The sequence below is a fragment of the Streptomyces sp. NBC_00659 genome, from assembly GCF_036226925.1.
Lineage (GTDB): Bacteria > Actinomycetota > Actinomycetes > Streptomycetales > Streptomycetaceae > Streptomyces.
Window position 1 is genome coordinate 4,895,496 of record NZ_CP109031.1, and the last position, 23,673, is coordinate 4,919,168.

The window sequence follows — 23,673 nt, forward strand, 5'->3', positions numbered from 1 at the left end:
GGTCCCCGGCATCCACAGAACGACGCCTCCGCTCAAGCGCTCAGGGCAAGCAGAAGGGCCGCACCCGAGGGGTGCGGCCCTTCCTCTCAGCTATGCCGAGTGCTGCACTCAGGCAGCGACAACCTCGATGCTGACCTTGGCGGCAACCTCGGGGTGCAGACGCACGGACGTCTCGTGGGCGCCCAGGGTCTTGATGGGCGAGCCCAGCTCGATGCGGCGCTTGTCGACCTCGGGGCCACCGGAAGCCTTGATCGCCGAAGCGACGTCAGCCTGGGTGACGGAACCGAAGAGACGACCGGCGTCGCCGGAGCGAACGGCCAGACGGACCTTGACACCCTCGAGGCGGGCCTTGATCTCGTTGGCCTGCTCGATGGTCGCGATCTCGTGGATCTTGCGAGCACGACGGATCTGCTCGACGTCCTTCTCGCCACCCTTGGTCCAGCGGATCGCGAAGTTCCGCGGGATCAGGTAGTTGCGAGCGTAGCCGTCCTTGACGTCGACGACCTCGCCGGCGGCACCGAGGCCGGAGACCTCGTGGGTAAGGATGATCTTCATGTGTCGGTCACCCTTCCTTTATCGCGCGGTGGACGTGTAGGGCAGCAGCGCCATCTCACGGCTGTTCTTCACAGCCGTGGCGACGTCACGCTGGTGCTGCGTGCAGTTGCCGGTCACGCGGCGGGCACGGATCTTGCCGCGGTCGGAAATGAACTTCCGCAGCATGTTCGTGTCCTTGTAGTCCACGTACGTGACCTTGTCCTTGCAGAATGCGCAGACCTTCTTCTTCGGCTTGCGCACAGGCGGCTTCGCCATGGTGTATCTCCTGTGTGATCAAGAAGTGGGAGTACGGCCCACCCTCGGCCCTGAGGCCTAGAAGGGGGGCTCGTCCGAGTAGCCGCCGCCGGAAGAACCGCCGGAGCCGCCGGAGCTTCCGCCCCAGCCGCCGCCACCGCCGCCGCCACCCTGGTTGCCACCGGCGGGAGCGCCGGTCGCCCAGGGGTCGTCGGCCGGAGCGCCGCCGCCCTGCGGAGCACCGCCGGAGCTTCCGCCCCAACCGCCGCCCTGCTGGCCGCTGCCCTGCTGGCCGCCGCCGTAACCACCCTGTCCGCCGCGGCCCGTGGTCTTGGTGACCTTGGCCGTGGCGTTCTTCAGGCTGGCGCCGACTTCCTCTACGTCCAGTTCGTAGACCGTGCGCTTGACGCCCTGGTTGTCCTCGTAGGACCGCTGCTTCAAGCGGCCCTGCACGATGACGCGCATGCCGCGCTGGAGCGACTCGGCGACGTTCTCCGCCGCCTGACGCCAGACCGAGCAGGTCAGGAACAGGCTCTCGCCGTCCTTCCACTCATTGGTCTGACGGTCGAAGGTGCGGGGAGTGGACGCGACACGGAACTTCGCGACCGCCGCACCGGAAGGGGTGAAGCGCAGCTCGGGGTCGTCGACAAGATTGCCGACGACCGTGATGACGGTCTCGCCTGCCATGGGGGAACCTCTCGGCGGGTTTGCTGCTGGCTGCTGGTGCTACTCGATGCCCGAGTTCAGCTGAGCTGGAAGCTCAGTGGGTCTCGGGACGGAGGACCTTGGTCCGGAGGACCGACTCGTTCAGGTTCATCTGGCGGTCGAGCTCCTTGACGACCGCAGGCTCGGCCTGCAGGTCGATGACCGAGTAGATGCCCTCGGGCTTCTTCTTGATCTCGTACGAGAGACGACGACGGCCCCAGGTGTCGACCTTCTCCACCTTTCCGGCGCCCTCACGGACGACGGAGAGGAAGTTCTCGATCAGGGGGGCGACAGCGCGCTCCTCCAGATCGGGGTCGAGGATGACCATCACTTCGTAGTGACGCATGTGGAACCCACCTCCTTTGGACTCAGCGGCCACGGTCGTTCCGTGGCAGGAGGGTTGTGATGCGTACGCAACGGTATCGGCCGCCACTGACAATCGGCCCGCCGATCGGTTGAACCGAACGGCGATCCCTGTCGTGACCTGGCCATGAGCCTGGGCAGACACCGGTGCAGAGGGTACAGACTACCTGCACACCTGCTTCCGGTTGAAATCCGACCGGGTTGGCCGTCAATCTGTACACATCGGGTGTGTATGGCGCTACGATGCGCCGCCTTCCGCAGGAGGTGCCCTATGGCACAGGTAATGCGTCCCAGCACGACCGGCTCACTCTTCGCCACGGACGGCAAGCCCCATCCGCTCCAGGACACCCTGCTCGCGGTGACCCTGGTGTTCGGAGTCCTCGCCTTCGTCACGTCGATGTTCCACAGCCTCCATCTGCTCAGCTCATGGGCCGGCCTGATCGGGATCCTCGCCGGCGCCTACGGCCAGTTCATCTCCGAGACGACCCGGGAGCGCTTCGGCCTGATCGTCGGACTCGGTCTCTCGGGCGTCGGTTTCTACCTCGGCCTGGCCCACGGCGGCCTCTTCGGCGGTGTGATCTGAGTCGAACGTCCGTTTTCCCCTGGCCTCGGGACGCTTCACACCGCACCCCCGGGGCCAAGGTTCCATACGGCCATTCGGGGCGCTCGCAGGGCGCAGTAGGCTTCGGCGCGAGAGCCGGAGCCCTTGTACCCATGGGGACACACCAGCCCGAGGAGCGCCCCGAATGAGCCTGACCCTGAGGACCATCAGCCGAGAGCAGCATCTGGCATACATCCAGAGCCTGCCCGCGGCCAGCCACATGCAGGTCCCCGCATGGGCGGACGTGAAGGCCGAGTGGCGCTCAGAGAGCCTCGGATGGTTCGACGACAAGACCGGCCAGATCGTCGGCGCGGGCCTGGTCCTGTACCGCCAGTTGCCCAAGATCAAGCGGTACCTCGCCTACCTGCCCGAGGGCCCGGTCATCAACTGGTTCGCGCCGAACCTCGACGACTGGCTCCAGCCGATGCTCGCGCACCTCAAGCACCAGGGCGCCTTCTCCGTGAAGATGGGCCCGCCGGTGATCATCCGGCGCTGGGAGGCCACGTCCATCAAGGGCGGCATCCAGAACCCGGACGTGAAGCGCCTGCGCGACATCGAGGCCGACTTCATCGAGCCGCGCGCCTTCGAGGTCGCCGACAAGCTGCGCCGTATGGGCTGGCAGCAGGGCGAGGACGGCGGTGCCGGCTTCGGTGACGTCCAGCCCCGCTACGTCTTCCAGGTGCCGCTGGCCAATCGTTCCCTCGAAGAGGTCCACAGGAACTTCAACCAGCTGTGGCGCCGCAACATCAAGAAGGCCGAGAAGGCGGGCGTCGAGGTCGTCCAGGGCGGTTACCAGGACCTGGAGGAGTGGCAGCGGCTCTACGAGATCACCGCGATCCGCGACCACTTCCGGCCCCGCCCCCTCTCGTACTTCCAGCGCATGTGGACGGCCCTCAACACCGAGGACCCCAACCGCATGCGGCTCTACTTCGCGCGTCACAACGGGGTGAATCTCTCGGCCGCGACGATGCTCGTCGTCGGCGGACACGTCTGGTACTCCTACGGCGCCTCGGACAACATCGGGCGCGAGGTCCGGCCCTCGAACGCGATGCAGTGGCGCATGCTGCGCGACGCGTACGCCCTGGGAGCCACGGCCTACGACCTGCGCGGCATCTCCGACTCGCTGGACGAGACCGATCACCTCTTCGGTCTGATCCAGTTCAAGGTGGGCACGGGCGGAGAGGCCGCCGAGTACCTCGGCGAGTGGGACTTCCCGCTCAACAAGCTGCTCCACAAGGCTCTCGACATGTACATGTCCCGCCGCTGAGCCGTCCGGAACCGCGTCCTGGGCCGCCGATCCGCCCCGAATCGCATTCCGGGCCGCCGAACCGGCCCGGGACAGCCCCATCGGCCCGGCGAATCAGCGACAATTCCTTTTCATACCTCTGATACACGGCAGTCACGAGAAAGGTTCCGGGACCGGCCATGGCGCTCACGCTCTACGTCGACACCGCGCGCTGGCGGGCACACCACAAGCAGGTGTCCGAGCAGTTTCCGGGGCTCGTCCCCGTCTGCAAGGGCAACGGCTACGGCTTCGGCCACGAACGGCTCGCGGACGAGGCCACCCGCCTGGGCTCGGACATCCTCGCCGTCGGCACCACGTACGAGGCCGCCCGGATCAAGGACTGGTTCGGCGGCGATCTGCTGGTCCTGACGCCGTTCAGGCGCGGCGAGGAGCCCGTACCGCTGCCCGACCGCGTCATCCGTTCCGTGTCGTCCATCGACGGCGTGTACGGCCTCGTGGGCGCCCGCGTCGTCATCGAGGTGATGTCCTCGATGAAGCGGCACGGCGTGAGCGAGGACGATCTGCCGCATCTGCACTCCGCGATCGAGAACGTCCGGCTGGAGGGCTTCGCGATCCACCTGCCGCTGGACCGCACCGACGGCTCGGACGCCGTCGAGGAGGTCATCGGCTGGATGGACCGCCTCCGCGCGGCCCGGCTGCCCCTGCACACGATGTTCGTCAGCCACCTCAAGGCCGAGGAACTGGCGCGGCTCCAGCGGCAGTTCCCGCAGACCCACTTCCGCGCCCGCATCGGGACGCGGCTGTGGCTGGGGGACCACGAGGCCACGGAGTACCGCGGAGCCGTCCTGGACGTCACGCGCGTCTCCAAGGGCGACCGCTTCGGCTACCGGCAGCAGAAGGCCGCCTCGGACGGCTGGCTCGTGGTCGTGGCGGGCGGTACGTCGCACGGGGTGGGCCTGGAGGCCCCCAAGGCCCTGCACGGCGTCATGCCGCGCGCCAAGGGCGTCGCACGCGCCGGCCTCGCGACGGTCAACCGGAACCTTTCTCCGTTCGTCTGGGCGGGCAAGCAGCGCTGGTTCGCCGAGCCCCCGCACATGCAGGTCTCGATCCTCTTCGTGCCGCACGACGCCTCGGAGCCGAAGGTGGGCGACGAACTGGTGGCCCATCTGCGGCACACCACCACGCAGTTCGACCGCGTCGTCGAGCGCTGACCCCGGACCGGGCGCGCCCCGGACCGACGAAAGGCCGTACACGGACACCGTGTACGGCCTTTCACGTGGCCCTTCCCTGCCCCGTTCGCTCAGAGCGAACGGTCTCCGGGTGCCGCGTCCTCACGCCAGTCGGCCTGGGGGACCGCGTCGAAGTGCGCCGCGTGCCGCGCCGGATGCCCGGCCGGGCCGAGAACGAAGACGTCCTCCGCGCCGTCGAGAATCCCGCCCGACGGGTCGTCGTCGCCCGGGCGCCGCACCACGTCACGCTCCGGCAGGAAGATGTCCCGCACGACCACCGCGCACAGGTACAGCGTCCCCAGCAGGTGGACGGCGATGGCGACCTGGTACCCGTCGGTCGGCAGACCCTTGTGAGCGTCGCCGCTGGTCGTGTACGCGAGGTACATCCAGATGCCGAGGAAGTACCCGACCTCGCAGGCCTGCCAGATCAGGAAGTCCCGCCAGCGCGGCCGGGCCAGCGCGGCGAGGGGGACCAGCCAGAGCACGTACTGCGGCGAGTAGACCTTGTTCGTGAGGATGAAGGCCGCGACGATCAGGAAGGCGAGCTGGGCGAAGCGGGGGCGGCGGGGGGCCATGAGCGTGACGGCGCTCAGCCCCGCACAGATGATCACCATCAGGACCAGCGCCCAGGTGTTGGCCGTGTCGGGCGTGATCGCGATCTTCAGCCACTGCGAGAGGAACAGGAAGACCGAACCGAAGTCGACGCCGCGGTCGTGGCTGAAACTGTAGAACTTCGCCCACCCCTCGGGCGCGAGGTACATGACGGGAAGGTTCACGGCCAGCCAGGCACCGACGGCACCGAGCAGCGCCGTACCGAACTCGCGCCATCTGCCGGTGCGCCAGCACAGCAGGAAGAGCGGCCCGAGCACCAGGAACGGGTAGAACTTGGCGGCGGTGGCGAGCCCGATCAGGACACCGAAGGCCAGGACGCGCCCGCGGGACCACATGAGCATCGCGGCGGCCAGCAGGGCCACGGCGAGGAGATCCCAGTTGATCGTGGCCGTGAGCGCGAAGGCGGGCGCCAGGGCGACCAGGAGGCCGTCCCAGGGGCGACGGCGGTGGGTGCGCGCGGTGCATACGGCGATGACGGCCGCACACGCCATCAGCATCCCCGCGTTGACCATCCAGTAGATCTGTTCCTGGTGCTGGATGCTCCCGCCGCCCGGGGTGAGCCAGGCCGCGACCTCCATGAACACACCGGTCAGCACCGGGTACTCGAGGTACTCCATGTCGCCGGGGATCTTGTCGAAGTACGGCACGAGGCCGTCGGCGAAACCTCGCCCCTGATAGAGGTGCGGGATGTCCGAGTAGCACGCGTGCGTGTACTGCGAACTCGCGCCGAAGAACCAGCCGCCGTCGTAGCAGGGCAGCTTCTGGACCATACCGAGGGCGAACATGCCGATCATCACCAGCGCGACGACCCGCACGGGCGTCCACCAGGACGTCCCGAGCAGGGCCCGCCGCCCGATGGGACCGCCGATCAGCTCACTGCCGCCGGCGGCGATCTCGTCATCCCTGGTCGGCCGCACCAGCTCCGGCTCGTGAACGCTCGCTCGCGTCGTCTCTGCACTGGGCATGCCGCACATCCTGCCGTACGTGCCTGAGAACGGAAGCAGGGACAACCCTTGAAGTCCGGCTCACAGGCTCTTGCCCACCTGGCCGGACAGCAGGGCCCCGCGACGGGACCAGGAGCCGGAAACAGCTTCGCGCGTGCGCCCCGAGGGTGCGCACGCGCGAAGCTGGTCGGCGACTGTCAGCCGGAGCCGAAGAGGCCTCCGTTGCCGTTTCCTCTGGTGGTCCCGGTGGAGGCGGTCGCCGACGGCGAGGTGCTCACGCCGCCGTCCGTACCGCCGGTGTCCGTACCGCCGGTGTCCGTCCCTCCGGTGTCCGTCCCTCCGGTGTTGTTGCAGGTGAAGTCGAACTTCTTGCAGGTCTCGGTCGCCGAGGGCGTGGGAGACGTGAGCGTCGCACTCGGGGTCGGGGTCGGGCTCGGGCTCTCGGTCGCGCTCTCGGTGGCCGAGGGCGTCGGCGTCGGGCTCGGGGCGTCGTTGAGGATCTCACCGATCTCTTCGGGCACCGGGAAGGACTCCGCCTTCTCCCCCTTGAGCGCCACCATCATGTAGTCCCGCCAGATCTGGGACGGGAACGAGGCGCCGTGGATGGTCTCCTCGCCACCCGTGCCGTACATCTGCAGGAACTCGCGGTTCTTCTTGGTCTCGTCGTCGTCCAGGCGGTACATGCCGATCGCCGTGGAGAGCTGCGGGGTGTAGCCGACGAACCAGGCGGACTTGTTGCCGTCGGTGGTACCGGTCTTGCCGGCCACCTCGCGGCCTGGGAGCTGGGCGTTGGTACCGGTGCCCTTCTCGACCACGGTCTTCAGCACGTCGGTGACGTTGTCGGCGACCTTCGGGGTGAAGGCCTCCACGGTCTTCGCGATCTTGTCGTGCTGGAAGACGGTGCCGTCCTTGCTGGTCACCTTCTCGACCGAGTACGGGTCACGCTGCTTGCCGCTGGCCGCGAAGGTGGCGTACGCCCCGGCCATGCGGATCGCGCTCGGGGAGGAGGTGCCCAGGGAGAACGACGGGAACCTGGCGCTGGCGAGGCTCGACTCCTTGATGCCCGCGCGCAGGACGGAGTCCTTCACCTTGTCCAGACCGACATCCATGCCCAGCTGGACATAGGCGGAGTTGACGGACTCGCGCATCGCCTCACGCAGGTCGATCTGGTACGTGGGCGGGTTGAGGGACTGGCCGCCGTCGTTCGTCTGCAGCCACTCCTTGCCCTTGTCGTCCGTCCAGTCGGTTTTGTTGTAGTCCTTGATCTTGAGCTTGTTCTTGCCGCTGTACAGGCTCTTCGGCGAGACGATGGTGCGTTCGTCCTGCGCCTGGGCCGGGTCCCCCTCGGGGTCCCTGACTCCCCACGTCATGGCGGCGGCCAGCACGAAGGGCTTGAACGTCGAACCCACCTGGGCACCGGTCTGGTCGGCGTTGTCGGTGAAGTGCTTGGTCGCGTCCTCACCGCCGTAGATCGCCTCGATGGCACCGCTGGCCGGGTTGACGGACGCCCCGCCGAACTGGACGTACTTGTCGTTCTTCGGCCGCAGCTTGGGCTTGATGTTCGCCTTCTGGACCTTCTTCACCGCGTCTTCGAGCGCGTCGACCTTCTTCTTCTCGAAGGTCGTGTGGATCTCGTAGCCACCCTGGCGAAGCTTGGTCTCGGTGATCCCGGTCTTGTCGCTGTTCTGGGTCAGGTACGCGTTGGCCAGGTCGATCAGGTAACCGACCTGCCCGCCGAGCGCCGCGTTGGACCGCGGGGACTGGATCTCGGGGAACTTCGTGTACTTGGCGCGCTGTGCCGCGGTCAGGCGGCCGTCCTGGACCTCCTGGTCGAGGATCCAGCCCCAGCGTTCCTCGGCACGCTTGCGGTTGGCCTGCGGCGAGGCCGCGTCCCCGCCGATCGCCGCATTGCCCGCGGGGTCGTAGTACGTGGCGCCCTTGAGCACGGCCGCCAGGAAGGCGCACTGGTCCGGCTTCAGGTCCGTGGCCTTCTTGTTGAAGTACGCACGCGCCGCGGCCTGGATGCCGTAGGCGTTGCGCCCGTAGTACGCGGAGTTCAGATAGCCGGCCATGATGTCTTCTTTGGGCACCTTGGCCCCGACCTTGATCGAGACGAACAGCTCCCTGAGCTTGCGGGAGACCGTCTGCGACTGGTCCTCGAGCATGGCGTTCTTCACGTACTGCTGGGTGATGGTGGAACCACCCTGCGTCTGACCGCCCTTGGCCATGTTCACGAAGGCACGGGCGATACCCATCGGGTCGACGCCGCTGTCGGTCTCGAACGTCTTGTTCTCGGCCGACATCACCGCCCAGCGCATCTCCTTGGGGATCTCGGCGTAGCCGATGATCTGGCGGTTGGCCTCACCACCGGTGGCGACCATCTGGCTGCCGTCGGCCCAGTAGTAGACGTTGTTCTGTGCCTTGGCGGTCTTGCCAATGTCCGGGATGCCCACGAGGGCGTAGGCAACGCTGGCGGCCGCGACCATGCTGCCCAGGAAGCCGATGAACAGGCCCGACACGAGCTTCCAGGAAGGCACCCAGCGCGCGGCGCCGTACCTGCCCGCGCGCGGGTAGTCGATGATGCGTTTCTTGGCAGGCTCGGGAGCGCGGCCTCGACCGCGTCCGGGACCGCCCGGACCCGGGGGACCACCACGTCGGCCGCCCCCGCCTCCGGGACCGCCGCCGTGACCCGCGCCCTCGGCGGCTCTGCGACGGCTTCCGCCGTTTCCGCGCTGCGTGGCACGCCGCGCGTCGGCACGGCTGCCGTACGGACTCTCTTCACCCCCCGGGCCGTATGGATCGGAAGGAGACCCGGTGGCGTCTCGCGGTGCATCGCGGCGGCCTGCGGACGGGCCTGCCTGCGGCTGGCCGCGCCGGGCCGCGGCACGTCCGCCGCCCTGCGGCTGCGGCGGTTTGCGACGGTGCTCGCTCATCGAACGATTACTCCTCGGGCAGGCGCACCTTTGCGCGCCTGGAAACGGCGGCTGGTTTCCGGTCCCCCCGAAGTACGGATGCGGTCGATCGCGCATTCACCCGTACTGCACCAAAGACGTTGACGTACTCAGACGTCACTCGGTTCCCGGTGGTGTCCATCCCGCACAGACTACGCATCGCCAAAACCTGACTAACACCGAAGTTCACCCCAAATCAGGCAACTTGCTTCGTATGAATCGGTGATGTGACGCCGTTCACTCCGCTCCCTCTTGTCGCATCCGCAGGGTCGTTCTATCGTGCTGATGTATCGAGTCGATACATCAGCCCGGCATAAAGCCCGTGCCGACGAGACAGCGACAGGGAGGGGGCGACGATGAGCCGGCGTGCCGGGATCCTCGAGTTCGCCGTACTCGGCCTGCTCCGCGAGTCCCCGATGCACGGCTATGAGCTGCGCAAACGACTCAATACGTCACTGGGTGTGTTCCGTGCCTTCAGTTACGGAACGCTCTACCCGTGCCTCAAGACGCTGGTCGCCAACGGCTGGTTGATCGAGGAATCAGGATCCACACCCGAAGACGCCCTGTCGGCAACACTCGCGGGACGTCGCGCCAAGATCGTCTACCGATTGACGGCGGAAGGTAAGGATCACTTCGAGGAGCTTCTCGCGCAGACGGGTCCCGACGCGTACGAGGACGAGCACTTCGCTGCTCGCTTCGCGTTCTTCGGGCAGACGTCACGCGATGTACGCATGCGCGTACTGGAAGGTCGCCGCAGCCGTCTGGAGGAGCGCCTCGAGAAGATGCGCGCCTCGCTGGCGCGCACCCGGGAGCGCCTCGACGACTACACGCTTGAGCTCCAGCGCCACGGAATGGAGTCCGTGGAGCGCGAAGTGCGCTGGCTGAACGAGCTCATCGAGAGCGAGCGGGCCGGACGGGACGTCAAGCGTCCCGGTACGGATGGCTCCGCTCAGCAGGACAACACATCTGGAGAGACGGGCGGCCTGCCCCGGCACCGGGACAGCCCCCGGCCGGATCCGTCCGACGACACCGCCACGTGAGGCCCCGTTCGGGGTTTCACCGATAGACACAGGGAGCAACCGGAATGGGTTCGGTTCGCGTAGCCATCGTCGGCGTGGGCAACTGCGCCGCCTCGCTGGTTCAGGGCGTCGAGTACTACAAGGACGCCGATCCGGCGGCCAAGGTACCCGGCCTGATGCACGTCCAGTTCGGCGACTACCACGTCGGTGACGTCGAGTTCGTCGCCGCGTTCGACGTCGACGCGAAGAAGGTCGGCCTCGACCTCTCCGACGCCATCGGTGCCAGCGAGAACAACACCATCAAGATCTGCGACGTCCCGAACAAGGGCATCACGGTCCAGCGCGGTCACACCCTGGACGGTCTCGGTAAGTACTACCGCATGACCATCGAGGAGTCCGCCGAGGCGCCGGTCGACATCGTCCAGATCCTCAAGGACAAGCAGGTCGACGTCCTCGTCTGCTACCTGCCCGTCGGTTCCGAGGCCGCGGCGAAGTTCTACGCCCAGTGCGCCATCGACGCCAAGGTCGCCTTCGTCAACGCGCTCCCGGTCTTCATCGCCGGCACCAAGGAGTGGGCGGACAAGTTCACCGAGGCGGGCGTCCCGATCGTCGGCGACGACATCAAGTCGCAGGTCGGCGCGACCATCACGCACCGTGTGATGGCGAAGCTGTTCGAGGACCGCGGTGTCCGTCTTGAGCGCACCATGCAGCTCAACGTCGGCGGCAACATGGACTTCAAGAACATGCTGGAGCGCGACCGCCTCGAGTCCAAGAAGATCTCGAAGACGCAGGCCGTCACCTCGCAGATCCCCGACCGTGAGCTGGGCGAGAAGAACGTCCACATCGGTCCCTCGGACTACGTGGCCTGGCTCGACGACCGCAAGTGGGCGTACGTCCGCCTCGAGGGCCGTGCCTTCGGCGACGTCCCGCTGAACCTGGAGTACAAGCTCGAGGTCTGGGACTCCCCGAACTCGGCCGGTGTCATCATCGACGCCGTGCGCGCCGCGAAGATCGCCAAGGACCGCGGTATCGGCGGCCCGATCCTCTCCGCGTCGAGCTACTTCATGAAGTCCCCGCCGGTCCAGTACTTCGACGACGAGGCCTTCGCCAACGTCGAGAAGTTCATCAAGGGCGAGGTCGAGCGCTAAAGCACGCCTGCTTGCTCGCTGTCGAGGGTCCCCGGGCTTACCGCCCGGGGACCCTCCTCGTATGTGAGGCTGTGCCCCATGGCCGTCGTGCGTGACCTGCGCGTCCTCCTGCGCTTCCAGGGATTCAGACGCCTGCTCGGTGTACGGCTGCTGTCCCAGGGCGCCGACGGCGTCTACCAGGTCGCGCTGGCCACCTACGTGGTCTTCTCGCCGGAGAAGCAGACTTCGGCGGCCTCCATCGCCTCCGCCATGGCCGTGCTCCTTCTCCCGTACTCCCTCGTCGGCCCCTTCGCGGGCGTCCTGCTGGACCGCTGGCAGCGTCGGCAGGTCTTTCTGTACGGCAACCTGCTGCGCGCGGCACTGGCGTGCGTGACGGCGCTTCTGATGCTGAGCCCGGCGCCCGACTGGCTCTTCTACACCTCCGCGCTCTGCGTCACCGCCGTCAACCGCTTCGTCCTGGCCGGGCTGTCGGCCGCGCTGCCCCGTGTCGTCGACAGGGACCGTCTGGTGGTGGCCAACTCGCTCTCACCGACCGCGGGAACGCTCGCGGCCACCGTGGGCGCGGGTCTCGCGTTCGCCGTACGGCTGGTCGTCGCGGACTCCGACGCGGCGGTGGTCCTCGTGGGAGCGGGGCTGTATCTGTGCGCGGCCCTCGCCTCGCTGCGTATCGCCCCGGGAATCCTCGGGCCCGACCAGGAGCTGGTCCGGCCGTACGTGGGCACGGCCCTCGCCGGCACCGCGCGAGGCCTCGCCGGAGGCGTGCGCCATCTCGCGGAGCTCCCACGGCGGGAGGCTGCCTGGGCTCTGACGGCGATGACCCTGATGCGCTTCTGCTACGGCGCCTTGACGGTCATGGTGCTCATGCTCTGCCGCTACGCGTGGGCGTCCGGCTCGGACGACGGGCTCGCGCTCCTTGGACTGGCCGTGGGCGTCTCGGGAGCCGGCTTCTTCGTCGCTGCCGTGGTGACGCCCTGGGCGGCCGGGCGGCTGGGGCCGGGCCGTTGGATCGCCGTCTGCGCCGGCACCGCCGCGGTCCTGGTACCCGCGCTGTGCCTCCTGTTCGCCCCCTCACCCACACTGGGCGCCGCCTTCATGCTGGGCGTGACCACACAGGGCGCGAAGATCGCCACGGACACCATCGTGCAGTCCGCCGTGGACGACGGCTTCCGCGGCAGGATCTTCTCGGTCTACGACGTCCTGTTCAACGTCGCCTTCGTCGGAGCGGCCGCAGTGGCCGCGCTGATGCTGCCTTCTGACGGACGGTCCGTTTCCCTCGTCCTCACCGTTGCGGCGGTCTACGCATCAATTGCGGCCGCTATGGCCCGCTTTGAGACTCGGTGAGTGTCACATCAGGGACACAGAGCCACTTCTGACTACTGAGTTGTCACAGGGGCCCGATAACTTACGTGCGTCTTACGTTCGTGTCGCGCATCTATGTTCCAGGGGGAACTCCAGTGACAACTCCGCCGCCTCAGGGCCAGAACCCGTTCGCGCAGGGGCAGCCGCCGCAGGGCGAGAACCCGTTCGCGCAGGGGCAGCCGCCGCAGGGATACCCGCAGCAGCCGGGCGCCGACTTTGCCCCGGTCCCGCCGCAGCGCCCGAAGCGCAGCATCAAGCAGTACCTGCGCGGCGGCGTCGTAGTCGTTGCCGTCATAGCCGCCGGCGTGGGTTACCTGGCGAGCCGGCACGACCCGGAGACTGCCAAGGTCGGCGACTGCATGAGCATCAGCAACCCGGACAGCAGTACGGACCCGGGCCTGAAGGTCGTGGACTGCGGCGACGCCAAGGCGAAGTTCAAGGTCGCCCAGAAGAAGACCGACGACTCCGGCTGCGACCGCACCAAGTACGCCGAGTACACCGAGACGGGCAAGAACGACTTCACTCTCTGCCTGGAGGAGCTCGCCTCCAAGTAGGACCACGCACAGGCGCGAAGGGGCGGTGTTTCACGTGAAACACGCCCCTTCGCGTTGCCGCCCGTCATGTTTCACGTGAAACATGACGGGCCGGCCACCTCTCAGTCCTGCTCGGCCCACCACTCCTTGAGCGCCGCCACCGCAGCGTCATGCCCCATCGGCCCGTTCTCCAGCCGCAGCTCCAGCAGGAACTTGTAGGCCTGGCCGATCGCGGGGCCGGGTCCGATTCCCAGGACCTCCATGATCTCGTTGCCGTCCAGGTCGGGACGGATCGCGTCGAGCTCTTCCTGCTCCTTGAGCTGGGCGATGCGCTCCTCCAGCCCGTCGTAGGCGCGGGAGAGTGCGGTCGCCTTGCGCTTGTTGCGCGTGGTGCAGTCGGAACGGGTCAGCTTGTGGAGGCGGTCGAGGAGCGGGCCCGCGTCACGCACATAGCGGCGGACGGCGGAGTCCGTCCACTCTCCGGTGCCGTACCCGTGGAAACGCAGATGCAGCTCGACCAGACGGGACACGTCCTTGACGAGGTCGTTCGAGTATTTGAGCGCCGTCATCCGCTTCTTGGTCATCTTGGCGCCCACCATCTCATGGTGGTGGAAGGAGACCCGCCCGTCCTGCTCGAAGCGTCGCGTCCGCGGCTTGCCGATGTCGTGGAGCAGCGCGGCGAGCCTGAGCGTCAGATCGGGCCCGTTCTCCTCCAGCGCCATCGCCTGTTCCAGCACGATCAGCGTGTGCTCGTAGACGTCCTTGTGCCGGTGATGCTCGTCCCTCTCCAGTCGCAGGGCGGGAAGCTCGGGAAGCACGTGCTCCGCGAGCCCGGTGTCCACGAGCAGCGTCAGGCCCTTGCGCGGGTGGGCGGACTGGATCAGCTTGTTCAGCTCCTCCCGCACCCGCTCCGCGGAGACGATCTCGATACGCCCGGCCATGTCCGTCATGGCGGCAACCACCTCGGGCGCCACCTCGAAGTCGAGCTGCGCGGCGAACCGTGCGGCGCGCATCATCCGCAGCGGGTCATCGGAGAAGGACGCTTCCGGGGTGCCCGGGGTACGCAGAACGCGAGCGGCGAGATCGTCCAGACCTCCGTACGGGTCGATGAACTCCTTCTCCGGCAGCGCGACGGCCATCGCGTTCACCGTGAAGTCGCGACGCACGAGGTCTTCCTCGATGGAGTCGCCGTAGGAGACCTCCGGCTTGCGCGAGGTCCGGTCGTACGCCTCGGAGCGGTACGTCGTGATCTCGATCTGGAACGACTGCTCCGCATCGCCCACTCGGGCGTCCTTCTGCGCACCGACCGTGCCGAAGGCGATCCCGACCTCCCACAGGGCGTCCGCCCAGGGCCGGACGATCTTCAGTACGTCCTCGGGCCGGGCGTCCGTCGTGAAGTCCAGGTCATTGCCGAGCCGACCGAGGAGCGCGTCCCGGACCGAGCCGCCGACCAGGGCGAGCGAGAACCCAGCCTCCTGGAAACGGCGGGCGAGCTCGTCGGCGACAGGGGACACCCGCAGCAGTTCACTCACCGCGCGGCGCTGCACCTGGCTCAGGGCACTGGAATTGTCTTCGTTGGCGTTCGGCACAACAGAAAAGGGTACGTGGCCGAGGCGCCGGGAAGCGCCTGGATAAATCCCACACCTGTGCCCCACATTTTTTCGCGGGCAGAATACACGTACATACAGGACAGTCGGCACTCATCCCTGATCTTGTGGACCACTCCGCGGCACTTACGCTCAGCGCACCTCGTTACCATGCGTGGACGCACATTCCGACGACCACTGACGACGACGAGGGACGGGCGAGCGCGTGGCCGAGGCGGCAGACTTCCAAGGGACGAGTCCCTCACCTGCCCGCCGGTGGCTCCGGCGCAGCGGTGCACTGCTGGCCGGGGCGCCGCTGCTGGCCGGGCTGCTCCAGCTGCCCTTGAGTACGCCCTCCCAGGCCGCAGAGAAGGCTTCCGCCGCCACTGGCACAGGGTCCGTGGCCACCGCTTCGGGATCGTCCGGCCCCGTGGACGTCAGCCTCGACTCGCTGGCCCCCAGCGCCCCCACCGACGGTGACACGGTCACGGTCTCGGGCTCGGTCACCAACACGGGCAAGCAGACGGTCACCGACGCCCACGTGGGCATCCGGGTGGGACCGTCCCTGAACACCCGCTCCGCCATCGACACGGTCGCGAAGCGCACCAGCTTCCAGCCGGGCCTCGACACGCTGGAGGTCGGGGGCAAGTACGTCGCCAATGTCACCAAGCTCACCGCGGGCAGCTCGCAGCACTTCAGCATCTCGGTCCCGGTCAAGGATCTCGATCTCGGCTCCGAGGGCGTCTACCAGCTCGGCGTGTCGCTCACGGGCCGGACCACCGCTCAGCCGTGGGACCAGGTCCTCGGTATCGAGCGGACGTTCCTGCCCTGGCAGCCCGAGGCGGCGGACACGAAGACGAGGACGACGTACCTCTGGCCGCTCGTCTCCACCGTCCACCTCACGGCGGAGACGGGTTCGGACGCCCAGCAGACGCCCGTCTTCAAGAACGACGACCTGGCCAAGGAGATCTCCCCGGGCGGCCGCCTGGACCAGCTCCTGTCGCTGGGGAACGAGATCGATGTCACCTGGGTCCTCGACCCGGACCTGCTGGCCTCCGTCGACGCGATGAGGGGCGGTTACCGGATCCAGCAGGAGAACGGCACGACCGTCGCCGGGCGGAACCAGGCGGTGGCCAACGCCTGGCTCGACAAGCTGGAGAAAGCGGTCCAGGGCCAGAGCATCGTGGCCCTGCCGTTCGCCGACCCCGACCTCGCGTCGCTGGCCCACCACGGCAAGGACGTCACCGGTTCCCTGAGCCACCTCAAGGACGCCACCGATGTGGCGGCCGACACGGTGGAGACGATCGTCCACGTGAAGCCGAGCACGGAGTTCGCCTGGCCGGCTGACGGCGCGGTGGACCCGTCGATCATCAAGGTGGCCACGTCGGCCGGCGCGGACAAGGTGATCGCCCGCAGCGACAGCCTGCGTGAGACCGGCGGACTGCCCTACACGCCCAGCGCAGCCCGCCCCATCGGCGGCGGAACCACGGCGGTGGTCGCCGACGAGCGGCTGTCGACCGCGTTCCAGGGCGACATGATGAAGGCGGACGCCTCGACACTCGCCGTTCAGAAGTTCCTCGCGCAGAGCCTGATGATCAACCTTCAGGAGCCGAAGAACGAGCGCAGCATCGTCGTCGCTCCGCAGCGCATGCCCACGGCCAGCCAGGCGCAGTCCATGGCCGAGGCACTGCGGGCGCTCCAGCAGGGGAACTGGTCGCAGTCCCAGGGGCTGACCGAGGCCGCCAAGGCCAAGCCGGACCCCGGCGCCACCACGAAGGTGCCGTCCACGTCCTCGTACCCGCCGGCGCTGCGCAAGCGGGAGCTGCCGCGCTCGGCGTTCGAGAGGATCCAGGCGACCCAGGCCAAGCTCGACAAGTTCCGGATGATCCTGACCGACGAGTCCCGTGTGGTCACGCCGTTCGGACGGGCCATAGAGCGGGGGATGTCGGCGTCCTGGCGCGGTCGGACCACGGAGGCGGCGGCCTTCCGGCAGGGTGTGGAGACCTACCTCGACGGGCTCATGGGCCTGGTGCATCTCATCCAGAAGTCGGACGCGAAGCTGTCCGGGCGCAGCGCCACCATCCCCGTGACCGTCCAGAACAACCTCGTGCAGGGCGTCGGCCATCTGGTGCTGCGGCTCACCTCGCAGCAGCCCACCCGCCTCGAGATCGGCGATGACCCGTACGACGAGCAGCCGATCCAGGTCGCGGGCGAGCACAGCCAGTCGGTCAAGTTCACGACGTCCACCAAAGCCAACGGCCCGGTTCAGGTCGTCGCCCAGCTCTACACGGAGGACGGGCAGCCGTACGGAGACCCGGTTCCCTTCGAGGTGAAGGTCACCGAGATCACCTCCACGGTGATGCTCGTCATCGGCGGCGGCGTCCTGCTTCTCGTGCTCGCCGGTTTCCGGATGTACACGCAGCGTAAGCGCGCGGCGGCCCGGAACGCCGAGGAGGACACGGCGAACGGTCCCGAAGCGGGGGGCGACAGCGAGGTCGCCGAGGGCACCGTGGACACTGACTCCACCGAAGACTCCGAGGCCGGTCCCGAACGGACTTCCGGCCCGGAGTCCGGGGCAGACGACCCGGAGCAGCCGAGTGACCCGACACCGGACACCGCACCGGAAAGCGCCGACCCGTCCGGCACGGGTGAGAGAGTGGACCGTTGAGCGATGTCGTGGCCGGTGGGCCCGGGGACGATGAGGTGGGGTAACCATGAACGCGCCGTACGACGGTGACCGCGGCCAGGGCGCGGGATCCTCGGGCTACCCCGAGGACTACCCGGACCGGGCCGCGGACCGCTCCGGCCGCCCCGAGGGCATGCCGGAGACCGCTCAGATGCCGCCAGGGTCTCCCGCGGACATGTACCTCCAGGACGCCTACGACCAGGATCCGTACCGGGCTCAGGACCTCTCGGCCCAGGACCCGGTGACGGAGGCGCTGTACGACCGTGCCGCGCACCCCCCGCCGGCGCCCGGCACGTACGCCCCCCAGCAGCCTCTGTACGCCCAGCCGCCCGCGTCGCAGTACGCACCCGACCCGCGGCTGTGGGCCCAGACGCCTCCTCCGGAGCCGTCCGGGCCGACGCGTCACCTGCCCTACGGCGACGACGCCCGGACCACCCAGTACGTGGGCGTGGACGATCTGGTCACGCAGGCCGGCGAAGAACAGCATGAGCCCGACGCCTTCGCTCATCTCTTCCGCGATCAGCAGCAGGGTGGCGTCCGTCCTGGCTACGCCTCCCCCGCGGTCCCGGCACCGGCTCCCGAGCCGGCTCCGGCCGCCGCTCAGCCGCCCGCGGCCGCTCCGGCGAAGTCCGGCGGCCGAGCCTCCGGTTTGCTGAAGTCGAGCGCGGTGATGGCGGCGGGCACGCTGGTGTCCCGTCTCACCGGCTTCGTACGGACCATGATCATCACCGCCGCTCTGGGTGCGGCGACACTCGGTGACGCCTGGACGGTCGCCTACACCCTGCCGACGATGATCTACATCCTCACCGTCGGCGGCGGCCTCAACTCGGTCTTCGTACCCCAGCTCGTGCGGTCCATGAAGGAGGACGACGACGGGGGCGAGGCCTACGCCAACCGCCTGCTGACGCTCGTGATGGTCGCCCTCGGTGTGATCGTCACCGCCGCGGTCTTCATCGCGCCGCTGCTGATCCAGCTGATGTCGTCGCCCATCGCGAGCGACCCCGCGGCCAACAACGTGGCCGTCACGTTCGCCCGCTACTGCCTGCCCACGATCTTCTTCATGGGCGTGCACGTGGTCATGGGCCAGATCCTCAACGCCCGCGGCAAGTTCGGCGCGATGATGTGGACCCCGGTCCTGAACAACATCGTCATGATCTTCACGTTCGGCATGTTCCTCTGGGTCTACGGCACCGCCCGGCACTCCGGGATCTCGGTGACCAACATCCCGCCGGACGGCATCCGCCTGCTGGGCATCGGCACCCTGCTCGGTCTGGTCGTCCAGGCCACGGCGATGGTTCCGTATCTGCGCGAGGCAGGCTTCCGGTTCCGTCCGCGCTTCGACTGGCGGGGCCACGGCCTCGGCAAGGCCATCAAGCTCGCCAAGTGGACCGTGCTCTTCGTGCTCGCCAACCAGGCCGGCGTCCTCGTCGTCACGCAGCTGGCCACGGCGGCAGGCAAGGCCTCGGGCAAGAGCGGCGCGGGCATCATGGCCTACGCCAACGCCCAGCTCATCTGGGGCATGCCGCAGGCGATCATCACGGTCTCCGTCATGGCGGCCATGCTCCCGCGGATCTCACGAGCGGCCCACGACGGAGACCCGGGAGCCGTCCGTGACGACATCTCGCAGGGTCTGCGGACCTCGGCCGTCGCGATCGTCCCGGTGGCCTTCATGTTCCTCGCCCTGGGCATCCCCATGTGCACCCTGCTCTTCGGCTCCAGCGGCCTCGAGTCCGCCGAATCCCAGGGCTACGTCCTCATGGCCTTCGCCCTCGGCCTGATCCCGTTCTCGGTGCAGTACGTGATCCTGCGCGGCTTCTACGCCTACGAGGACACCCGTACGCCGTTCTACAACACGGTCATCGTGGCCGCCGTCAACGCGGCGGCATCGGCCGTCTGTTACATGATCCTGCCCGCGCAGTGGGCGGTCGTCGGCATGGCCGGCGCGTACGGCCTGGCGTACGCCGTGGGCGTCGGAGTGGCCTGGCAGCGACTGCGCAGGCGGCTGGGCGGCGACCTGGACGGTGCCCGCGTGCTGCGCACGTACGCCCGTCTGTGCCTGGCCTCCGTCCCTGGCGCCGTGGTGGGCGGCACCGTAGGCTTCGCGATCACCCAGGTCCTCGGACATGGCGTGATCGGTTCGATCGCGGCGCTCGTCTTCGGATCGGTCGCCCTGCTCGGTGTCTTCTACGTCGCGGCGCGCAAGATGCGCATCGAAGAACTCAACTCAATGGTCGGAATGGTCCGCGGGCGCCTGGGGCGCTGAGGCGGGGGTACGCGCACAACCATCGTCCGTCGCCGTGTGTCGTGCATAGCGTCGGACTGTGGGCACAATTGGTTTCTGCGTCGGACAGCACGCAATGGATGGGGAGGCAGGGACGACGGTGGCGGAACGGAGCACGGCTGCCGTCGACGTGGCAGACAACAGCGGTGACGAACCGCTGACCGCCAAGGCGGACCAGACCACGTCCGACGGGGTGGCCCTCAACCGGGAGCGGGAAACGGACAGCGAAGAGGCACAGGGGAGCGGCGGGACCGAGGGTCCCGGAAAGGCCTCACCGCCCGAACTGCACAGCGGTCACAAACTCGCCAGGCGCTACCGCCTCGAAGAGTGCGTCACCCGACTGGACGGTTTCAGCAGTTGGCGCGCGATGGACGAGAAACTCCGTCGCGCCGTCGGGGTGCACCTGCTGCCCGCCGATCATCCGCGTGCCCGCTCCGTACTGGCGGCGGCCCGTTCCTCCGCCCTGCTGGGCGATCCCCGGTTCGTCCAGGTCCTGGACGCGGTCGAGGAGAACGATCTCGTCTACGTGGTGCACGAGTGGCTGCCGGACGCCACGGAACTCACGGCTCTCCTCGCCTCGGGTCCCCTCGAGGTGCACGAGGCCTACCAGATGGTCAGTCAGGTCTCGGGGGCCATGGCCGCCGCACACCGCGAGGGCCTCGCCCATCTCAAGCTGACCCCGGGCGCCGTGCTGCGCACGTCCACCGGCCAGTGGCGCATCCGCGGGCTCGCCGTGAACGCGGCACTGCGCGGCATCAGTTCGGACACCCCGCAGCGCACCGACACCGAAGCGATCGGCGCACTCCTGTACGCCGTCCTCACCCAGCGCTGGCCGTACGAGAGCGATGCCTACGGCCTGTCAGGACTGCCCAAGGGCGTCGGTCTCATCGCACCCGACCAGGTGCGTGCCGGAGTCCACCGGGGCCTGTCGGAGCTCGCCATGCGCGCGCTCGCCAACGACGGTGCGACCGCCTCCCGCCACGAGTCCCCGTGCACCACGCCGGAGGAGCTCGTGAAGGCGATCAGCGAGATGCCCCGCATCCGCCCGCCGGAGCCCGCCTTCACCGCACCGCCCGAGTACCAGCGCACGACGTACCAGCAGGGCACGTACGGGCGTCAGTCGCCCCGTCCGGGCGCCACCCAGCCCTTGCCGACTCCGCCGCCCCCGCTGCAGAGCCGTACCGGTACGGCCCTGAAGTGGGCCGTGTCGGCTCTCCTCATCGCCGCACTGGGCCTGGGCAGTTGGCAGCTCGCGGACGCGCTGATGGACCACGACAAGGCCGACGACACCAAGCAGACCCAGACGACGGACGGCAACGAGAAGGACGGCACCAAGCCCGAGCCGGCCAAGCCGATCGCTATCAGCGGTGCGCGCGACTTCGACCCGTTCGGCGACGGTTCCGAAAAGCCTTCTGACATAGACAAGATCTACGACAGCGCTTCGGGTACGTACTGGCAGACGGACTTCTACAAGAGCGCAGACTTCGGACGGTTGAAGCCGGGGCTCGGCGTCATCCTCGATCTCGGCAAGGCCCAGCAGGTCGGGAAGGTGACCGTCTCCTTCGTGGGGGCCACTTCCGTTGAACTCCGCGCCGCCTCAGGTGACACAGCTACGGAGCCGCCCTCCTTCAACAGCTACACCAAGGTCGCCAACGGCTCGGGGACGGCCGTGTCACTCAAGCCCGTCAAACCCCTCAAGACACGGTACTTGCTGGTCTGGCTGACACAGCTGCCGCAAACGGATGACGGCACGTACCGAGGCAGAGTGGTGGACGTCAAGGTGACCAGCTAGAACGCTTGTCGACGGAGGGGAGGGGGTCCGATGGCCGATGAAGCCACACAGGGTGAAACAAGCGATCAGGACCTCCTGGCCCGCCACGTCGAGGGCGATCCAGACGCCTTCGGTGAGCTTGTACGGCGCCATCGCGACCGCCTGTGGGCGGTGGCCCTCCGGACGCTGGGAGACCGCGAGGAGGCCGCTGACGCGGTCCAGGACGCGCTCGTCTCGGCCTATCGAGCCGCCCACACCTTCCGGGGCCAGTCGGCTGTCACGACCTGGCTGCACCGCATCACGGTGAACGCCTGCCTGGACCGAGCCCGCAAGGCCGCTTCCAGGAAGACGTCCCCCATCGATGACACCCAGCGCCTGGAGCAGCTTCTCGAACCGCACGAGTCCGCCGCCGCTCCGGCCGAACGCAACGACCTCCACCGGGAGCTCATATCCGCCCTGGGCACGCTCCCCGCCGACCAGCGCGCCGCCCTCGTCCTGGTGGACATGCAGGGCTACCCCGTGGCGGAGGCGGCCAGCATCCTCGATGTGCCGACCGGCACGGTGAAGAGCCGCTGTGCACGCGGCAGAGCCAGACTGCTTCCCCTGCTCACCCATCTCCGCACGGAGAACCCGGGCGGCGAGGAGACGAAGAAGTCGGGCGGCGGACGGAACCGGACGCAGGGGACATCCGTCCCACCCGCAGCGGGACCTCACGCATCGGGTCCCCACGACGCGGGGCCAAGCGATTCAGCTGCTGTGAAGGGCGGAGGTGGGCGGGCGTGACATCCACGACGGACAAGGCCGAGCACCCGGACGTCGCGGAAATTTCCGACCTCACCGAAGGTCTGCTCTCGCCTACCCGTACCGAGGACGTGCGGCAACACCTCGATGGGTGCGCGCTCTGCACGGACGTGTACGACTCCCTGGAAGAGATCCGTAGCCTTCTCGGCACCCTGCCCGGCCCCGTGCGCATGCCTGACGATGTCGCCGAACGCATCGATGCCGCCCTGGCCGCGGAAGCTCTGCTGAGCGCCGCAGTTCCCGACGAGGCGCCCGACGCCGAAGCCGACCGTGCTCATGTTTCACGTGAAACGTCGACTGCCTCGACTGCCACCAGTCCTTCGGGACATCCTCGTGGGGTCACCGGCCCCGGTCGCTCCCACCGAGCACGTCGTGGCCGCCGTAGGACCGCCCTCCTCGGCACTGCCTTCGCGGCCGCGGCACTGGGGCTCGGCGCGATCCTCGTTCAGTCCCTGGACAGCGCCAGCTCCAGCAAGACCCCCCAGACAGAAACCCGGCACGAGTCGGGGTCACGGACTGCCTTCTCCGAGCAGACTTTGAAGGGCGAGGTCTCGGACCTTCTCGCGAAGAACAAGAAGTCGGGTGGCGGCTCAGCCAGCGCCAAGCCCTGGGGTATCGCGTCACAGGACACCGGAACCGACTCGGGCGGCGTGCAGACCTTGATCACCCCCACACCCGCGGTTCCCCAGTGTGTCGAGCTGGGGACCGGAGACCCCGGGGTGCTCCTCGCCGCCAAGGAGGGCTCGTTCCAGGAGAAGAAGGTCTATCTCCTCGTGGTGTCCGATGCCTCCGACACGGCGAAGGTCACGGCCTACATCGTCGACGCCTCCTGCGAGAAACAGTCCTCTCCGTCGCCCGGCAAGCTCCTGCTGACCCGGTCGTACGCGCGTTCCTGAACCCACCTCTTGCCGGCTCTCCGGTACATCGGCCACGACTGTCCCGAGCCTCCCATCAGCACGCCCTGCCGCTGTGAAGTACAGAGGCCTGTCGCCCCGACGCCCCTTGGCGTCTCCGTCCGACACCTGGTCTCCGTGTGCCCTGACACAGCG

19 protein-coding genes are annotated in these 23,673 nt (G+C 68.1%); 12 read left to right on the forward strand and 7 right to left on the reverse strand.

Translation table 11 applies throughout. From position 1 onward, the window contains the following. Positions 1 to 108: 108 nt before the first annotated feature. The 4 genes from rplI to rpsF all read right to left on the reverse strand — a co-directional run bounded on the left by rplI (position 109) and on the right by rpsF (position 1,840). Positions 109 to 555 carry a 50S ribosomal protein L9 gene (gene rplI, locus OG410_RS21215; protein WP_326786774.1) on the reverse strand — a complete coding sequence of 149 codons (447 nt, stop codon included), beginning with the start codon at positions 553 to 555 and terminating at the stop codon, positions 109 to 111. An 18-nt stretch (positions 556 to 573) separates the two neighbouring features. Further along, positions 574 to 810 (reverse strand): 30S ribosomal protein S18, encoded by a 237-nt coding sequence (rpsR, locus tag OG410_RS21220; RefSeq protein WP_003949403.1) that lies wholly within the window; start codon positions 808 to 810, stop codon positions 574 to 576. A gap of 57 nt (positions 811 to 867) precedes the next feature. Then, entirely contained in the window at positions 868 to 1,476 is a 609-nt protein-coding gene (locus tag OG410_RS21225) for a single-stranded DNA-binding protein (RefSeq protein ID WP_329300627.1), read from the reverse strand. 73 nt (positions 1,477 to 1,549) lie between these two features. Next, positions 1,550 to 1,840, reverse strand: coding sequence for a 30S ribosomal protein S6 (gene rpsF / locus OG410_RS21230; protein WP_037615007.1), 291 nt, complete (start codon positions 1,838 to 1,840; stop codon positions 1,550 to 1,552). Positions 1,841 to 2,128: 288 nt separating this feature from the next. Between rpsF and OG410_RS21235 the strand changes: the two genes are divergently transcribed. From OG410_RS21235 to OG410_RS21245, 3 genes are all read left to right on the forward strand, one after another. After that, entirely contained in the window at positions 2,129 to 2,440 is a 312-nt protein-coding gene (locus OG410_RS21235; RefSeq protein WP_329300628.1) for a hypothetical protein, read from the forward strand. A 163-nt stretch (positions 2,441 to 2,603) separates the two neighbouring features. Beyond that, positions 2,604 to 3,725: a lipid II:glycine glycyltransferase FemX gene (locus OG410_RS21240; RefSeq protein WP_329300629.1), complete on the forward strand. Its 1,122-nt coding sequence runs from the start codon at positions 2,604 to 2,606 to the stop codon at positions 3,723 to 3,725. Positions 3,726 to 3,883: 158 nt separating this feature from the next. Beyond that, positions 3,884 to 4,915, forward strand: coding sequence for an alanine racemase (locus OG410_RS21245; protein WP_329300630.1), 1,032 nt, complete (start codon positions 3,884 to 3,886; stop codon positions 4,913 to 4,915). 89 nt (positions 4,916 to 5,004) lie between these two features. On the opposite strand, the gene OG410_RS21250 is transcribed toward OG410_RS21245, so the two are convergent. Together OG410_RS21250 and OG410_RS21255 are read right to left on the reverse strand one after the other, a co-directional pair. Continuing rightward, positions 5,005 to 6,510 (reverse strand): glycosyltransferase family 87 protein, encoded by a 1,506-nt coding sequence (locus OG410_RS21250; protein WP_329300631.1) that lies wholly within the window; start codon positions 6,508 to 6,510, stop codon positions 5,005 to 5,007. 176 nt (positions 6,511 to 6,686) lie between these two features. After that, positions 6,687 to 9,422 carry a transglycosylase domain-containing protein gene (locus tag OG410_RS21255; protein ID WP_329300632.1) on the reverse strand — a complete coding sequence of 912 codons (2,736 nt, stop codon included), beginning with the start codon at positions 9,420 to 9,422 and terminating at the stop codon, positions 6,687 to 6,689. 374 nt (positions 9,423 to 9,796) lie between these two features. Here OG410_RS21255 and OG410_RS21260 point away from each other — a divergent pair, with 374 nt between their 5' ends. The 4 genes from OG410_RS21260 (at position 9,797) to OG410_RS21275 (ending at position 13,520) form a co-directional block, all read left to right on the forward strand. Further along, positions 9,797 to 10,480, forward strand: a complete 684-nt coding sequence (locus tag OG410_RS21260; protein WP_329300633.1) for a PadR family transcriptional regulator — start codon at positions 9,797 to 9,799, stop codon at positions 10,478 to 10,480. Positions 10,481 to 10,524: 44 nt separating this feature from the next. Next, positions 10,525 to 11,607, forward strand: a complete 1,083-nt coding sequence (locus OG410_RS21265; RefSeq protein ID WP_329300634.1) for an inositol-3-phosphate synthase — start codon at positions 10,525 to 10,527, stop codon at positions 11,605 to 11,607. A 78-nt stretch (positions 11,608 to 11,685) separates the two neighbouring features. Next, entirely contained in the window at positions 11,686 to 12,948 is a 1,263-nt protein-coding gene (locus OG410_RS21270) for an MFS transporter (RefSeq protein WP_329300635.1), read from the forward strand. 113 nt (positions 12,949 to 13,061) lie between these two features. Beyond that, complete coding sequence (locus OG410_RS21275) at positions 13,062 to 13,520, forward strand: LppU/SCO3897 family protein (protein WP_329300636.1); 459 nt, start codon at positions 13,062 to 13,064, stop codon at positions 13,518 to 13,520. A gap of 101 nt (positions 13,521 to 13,621) precedes the next feature. On the opposite strand, the gene OG410_RS21280 is transcribed toward OG410_RS21275, so the two are convergent. Then, positions 13,622 to 15,088, reverse strand: a complete 1,467-nt coding sequence (locus tag OG410_RS21280) for a CCA tRNA nucleotidyltransferase (protein WP_329300637.1) — start codon at positions 15,086 to 15,088, stop codon at positions 13,622 to 13,624. Between the two features lie 223 nt (positions 15,089 to 15,311). Between OG410_RS21280 and OG410_RS21285 the strand changes: the two genes are divergently transcribed. The 5 genes from OG410_RS21285 (at position 15,312) to OG410_RS21305 (ending at position 23,520) form a co-directional block, all read left to right on the forward strand. Next, positions 15,312 to 17,753 carry a DUF6049 family protein gene (locus OG410_RS21285; RefSeq protein ID WP_329300638.1) on the forward strand — a complete coding sequence of 814 codons (2,442 nt, stop codon included), beginning with the start codon at positions 15,312 to 15,314 and terminating at the stop codon, positions 17,751 to 17,753. Positions 17,754 to 17,799: 46 nt separating this feature from the next. Further along, positions 17,800 to 20,034: a murein biosynthesis integral membrane protein MurJ gene (gene murJ, locus OG410_RS21290; RefSeq protein ID WP_329300639.1), complete on the forward strand. Its 2,235-nt coding sequence runs from the start codon at positions 17,800 to 17,802 to the stop codon at positions 20,032 to 20,034. A 118-nt stretch (positions 20,035 to 20,152) separates the two neighbouring features. Further along, entirely contained in the window at positions 20,153 to 21,844 is a 1,692-nt protein-coding gene (locus OG410_RS21295) for a protein kinase family protein (RefSeq protein WP_329300640.1), read from the forward strand. A gap of 30 nt (positions 21,845 to 21,874) precedes the next feature. Then, positions 21,875 to 22,606 (forward strand): RNA polymerase sigma factor SigM, encoded by a 732-nt coding sequence (gene sigM, locus OG410_RS21300; protein ID WP_329300641.1) that lies wholly within the window; start codon positions 21,875 to 21,877, stop codon positions 22,604 to 22,606. Continuing rightward, positions 22,603 to 23,520 (forward strand): anti-sigma factor family protein, encoded by a 918-nt coding sequence (locus OG410_RS21305; RefSeq protein WP_329300642.1) that lies wholly within the window; start codon positions 22,603 to 22,605, stop codon positions 23,518 to 23,520. The genes sigM and OG410_RS21305 overlap by 4 nt, the downstream gene beginning before the upstream one ends. Positions 23,521 to 23,673 lie beyond the last annotated feature (153 nt).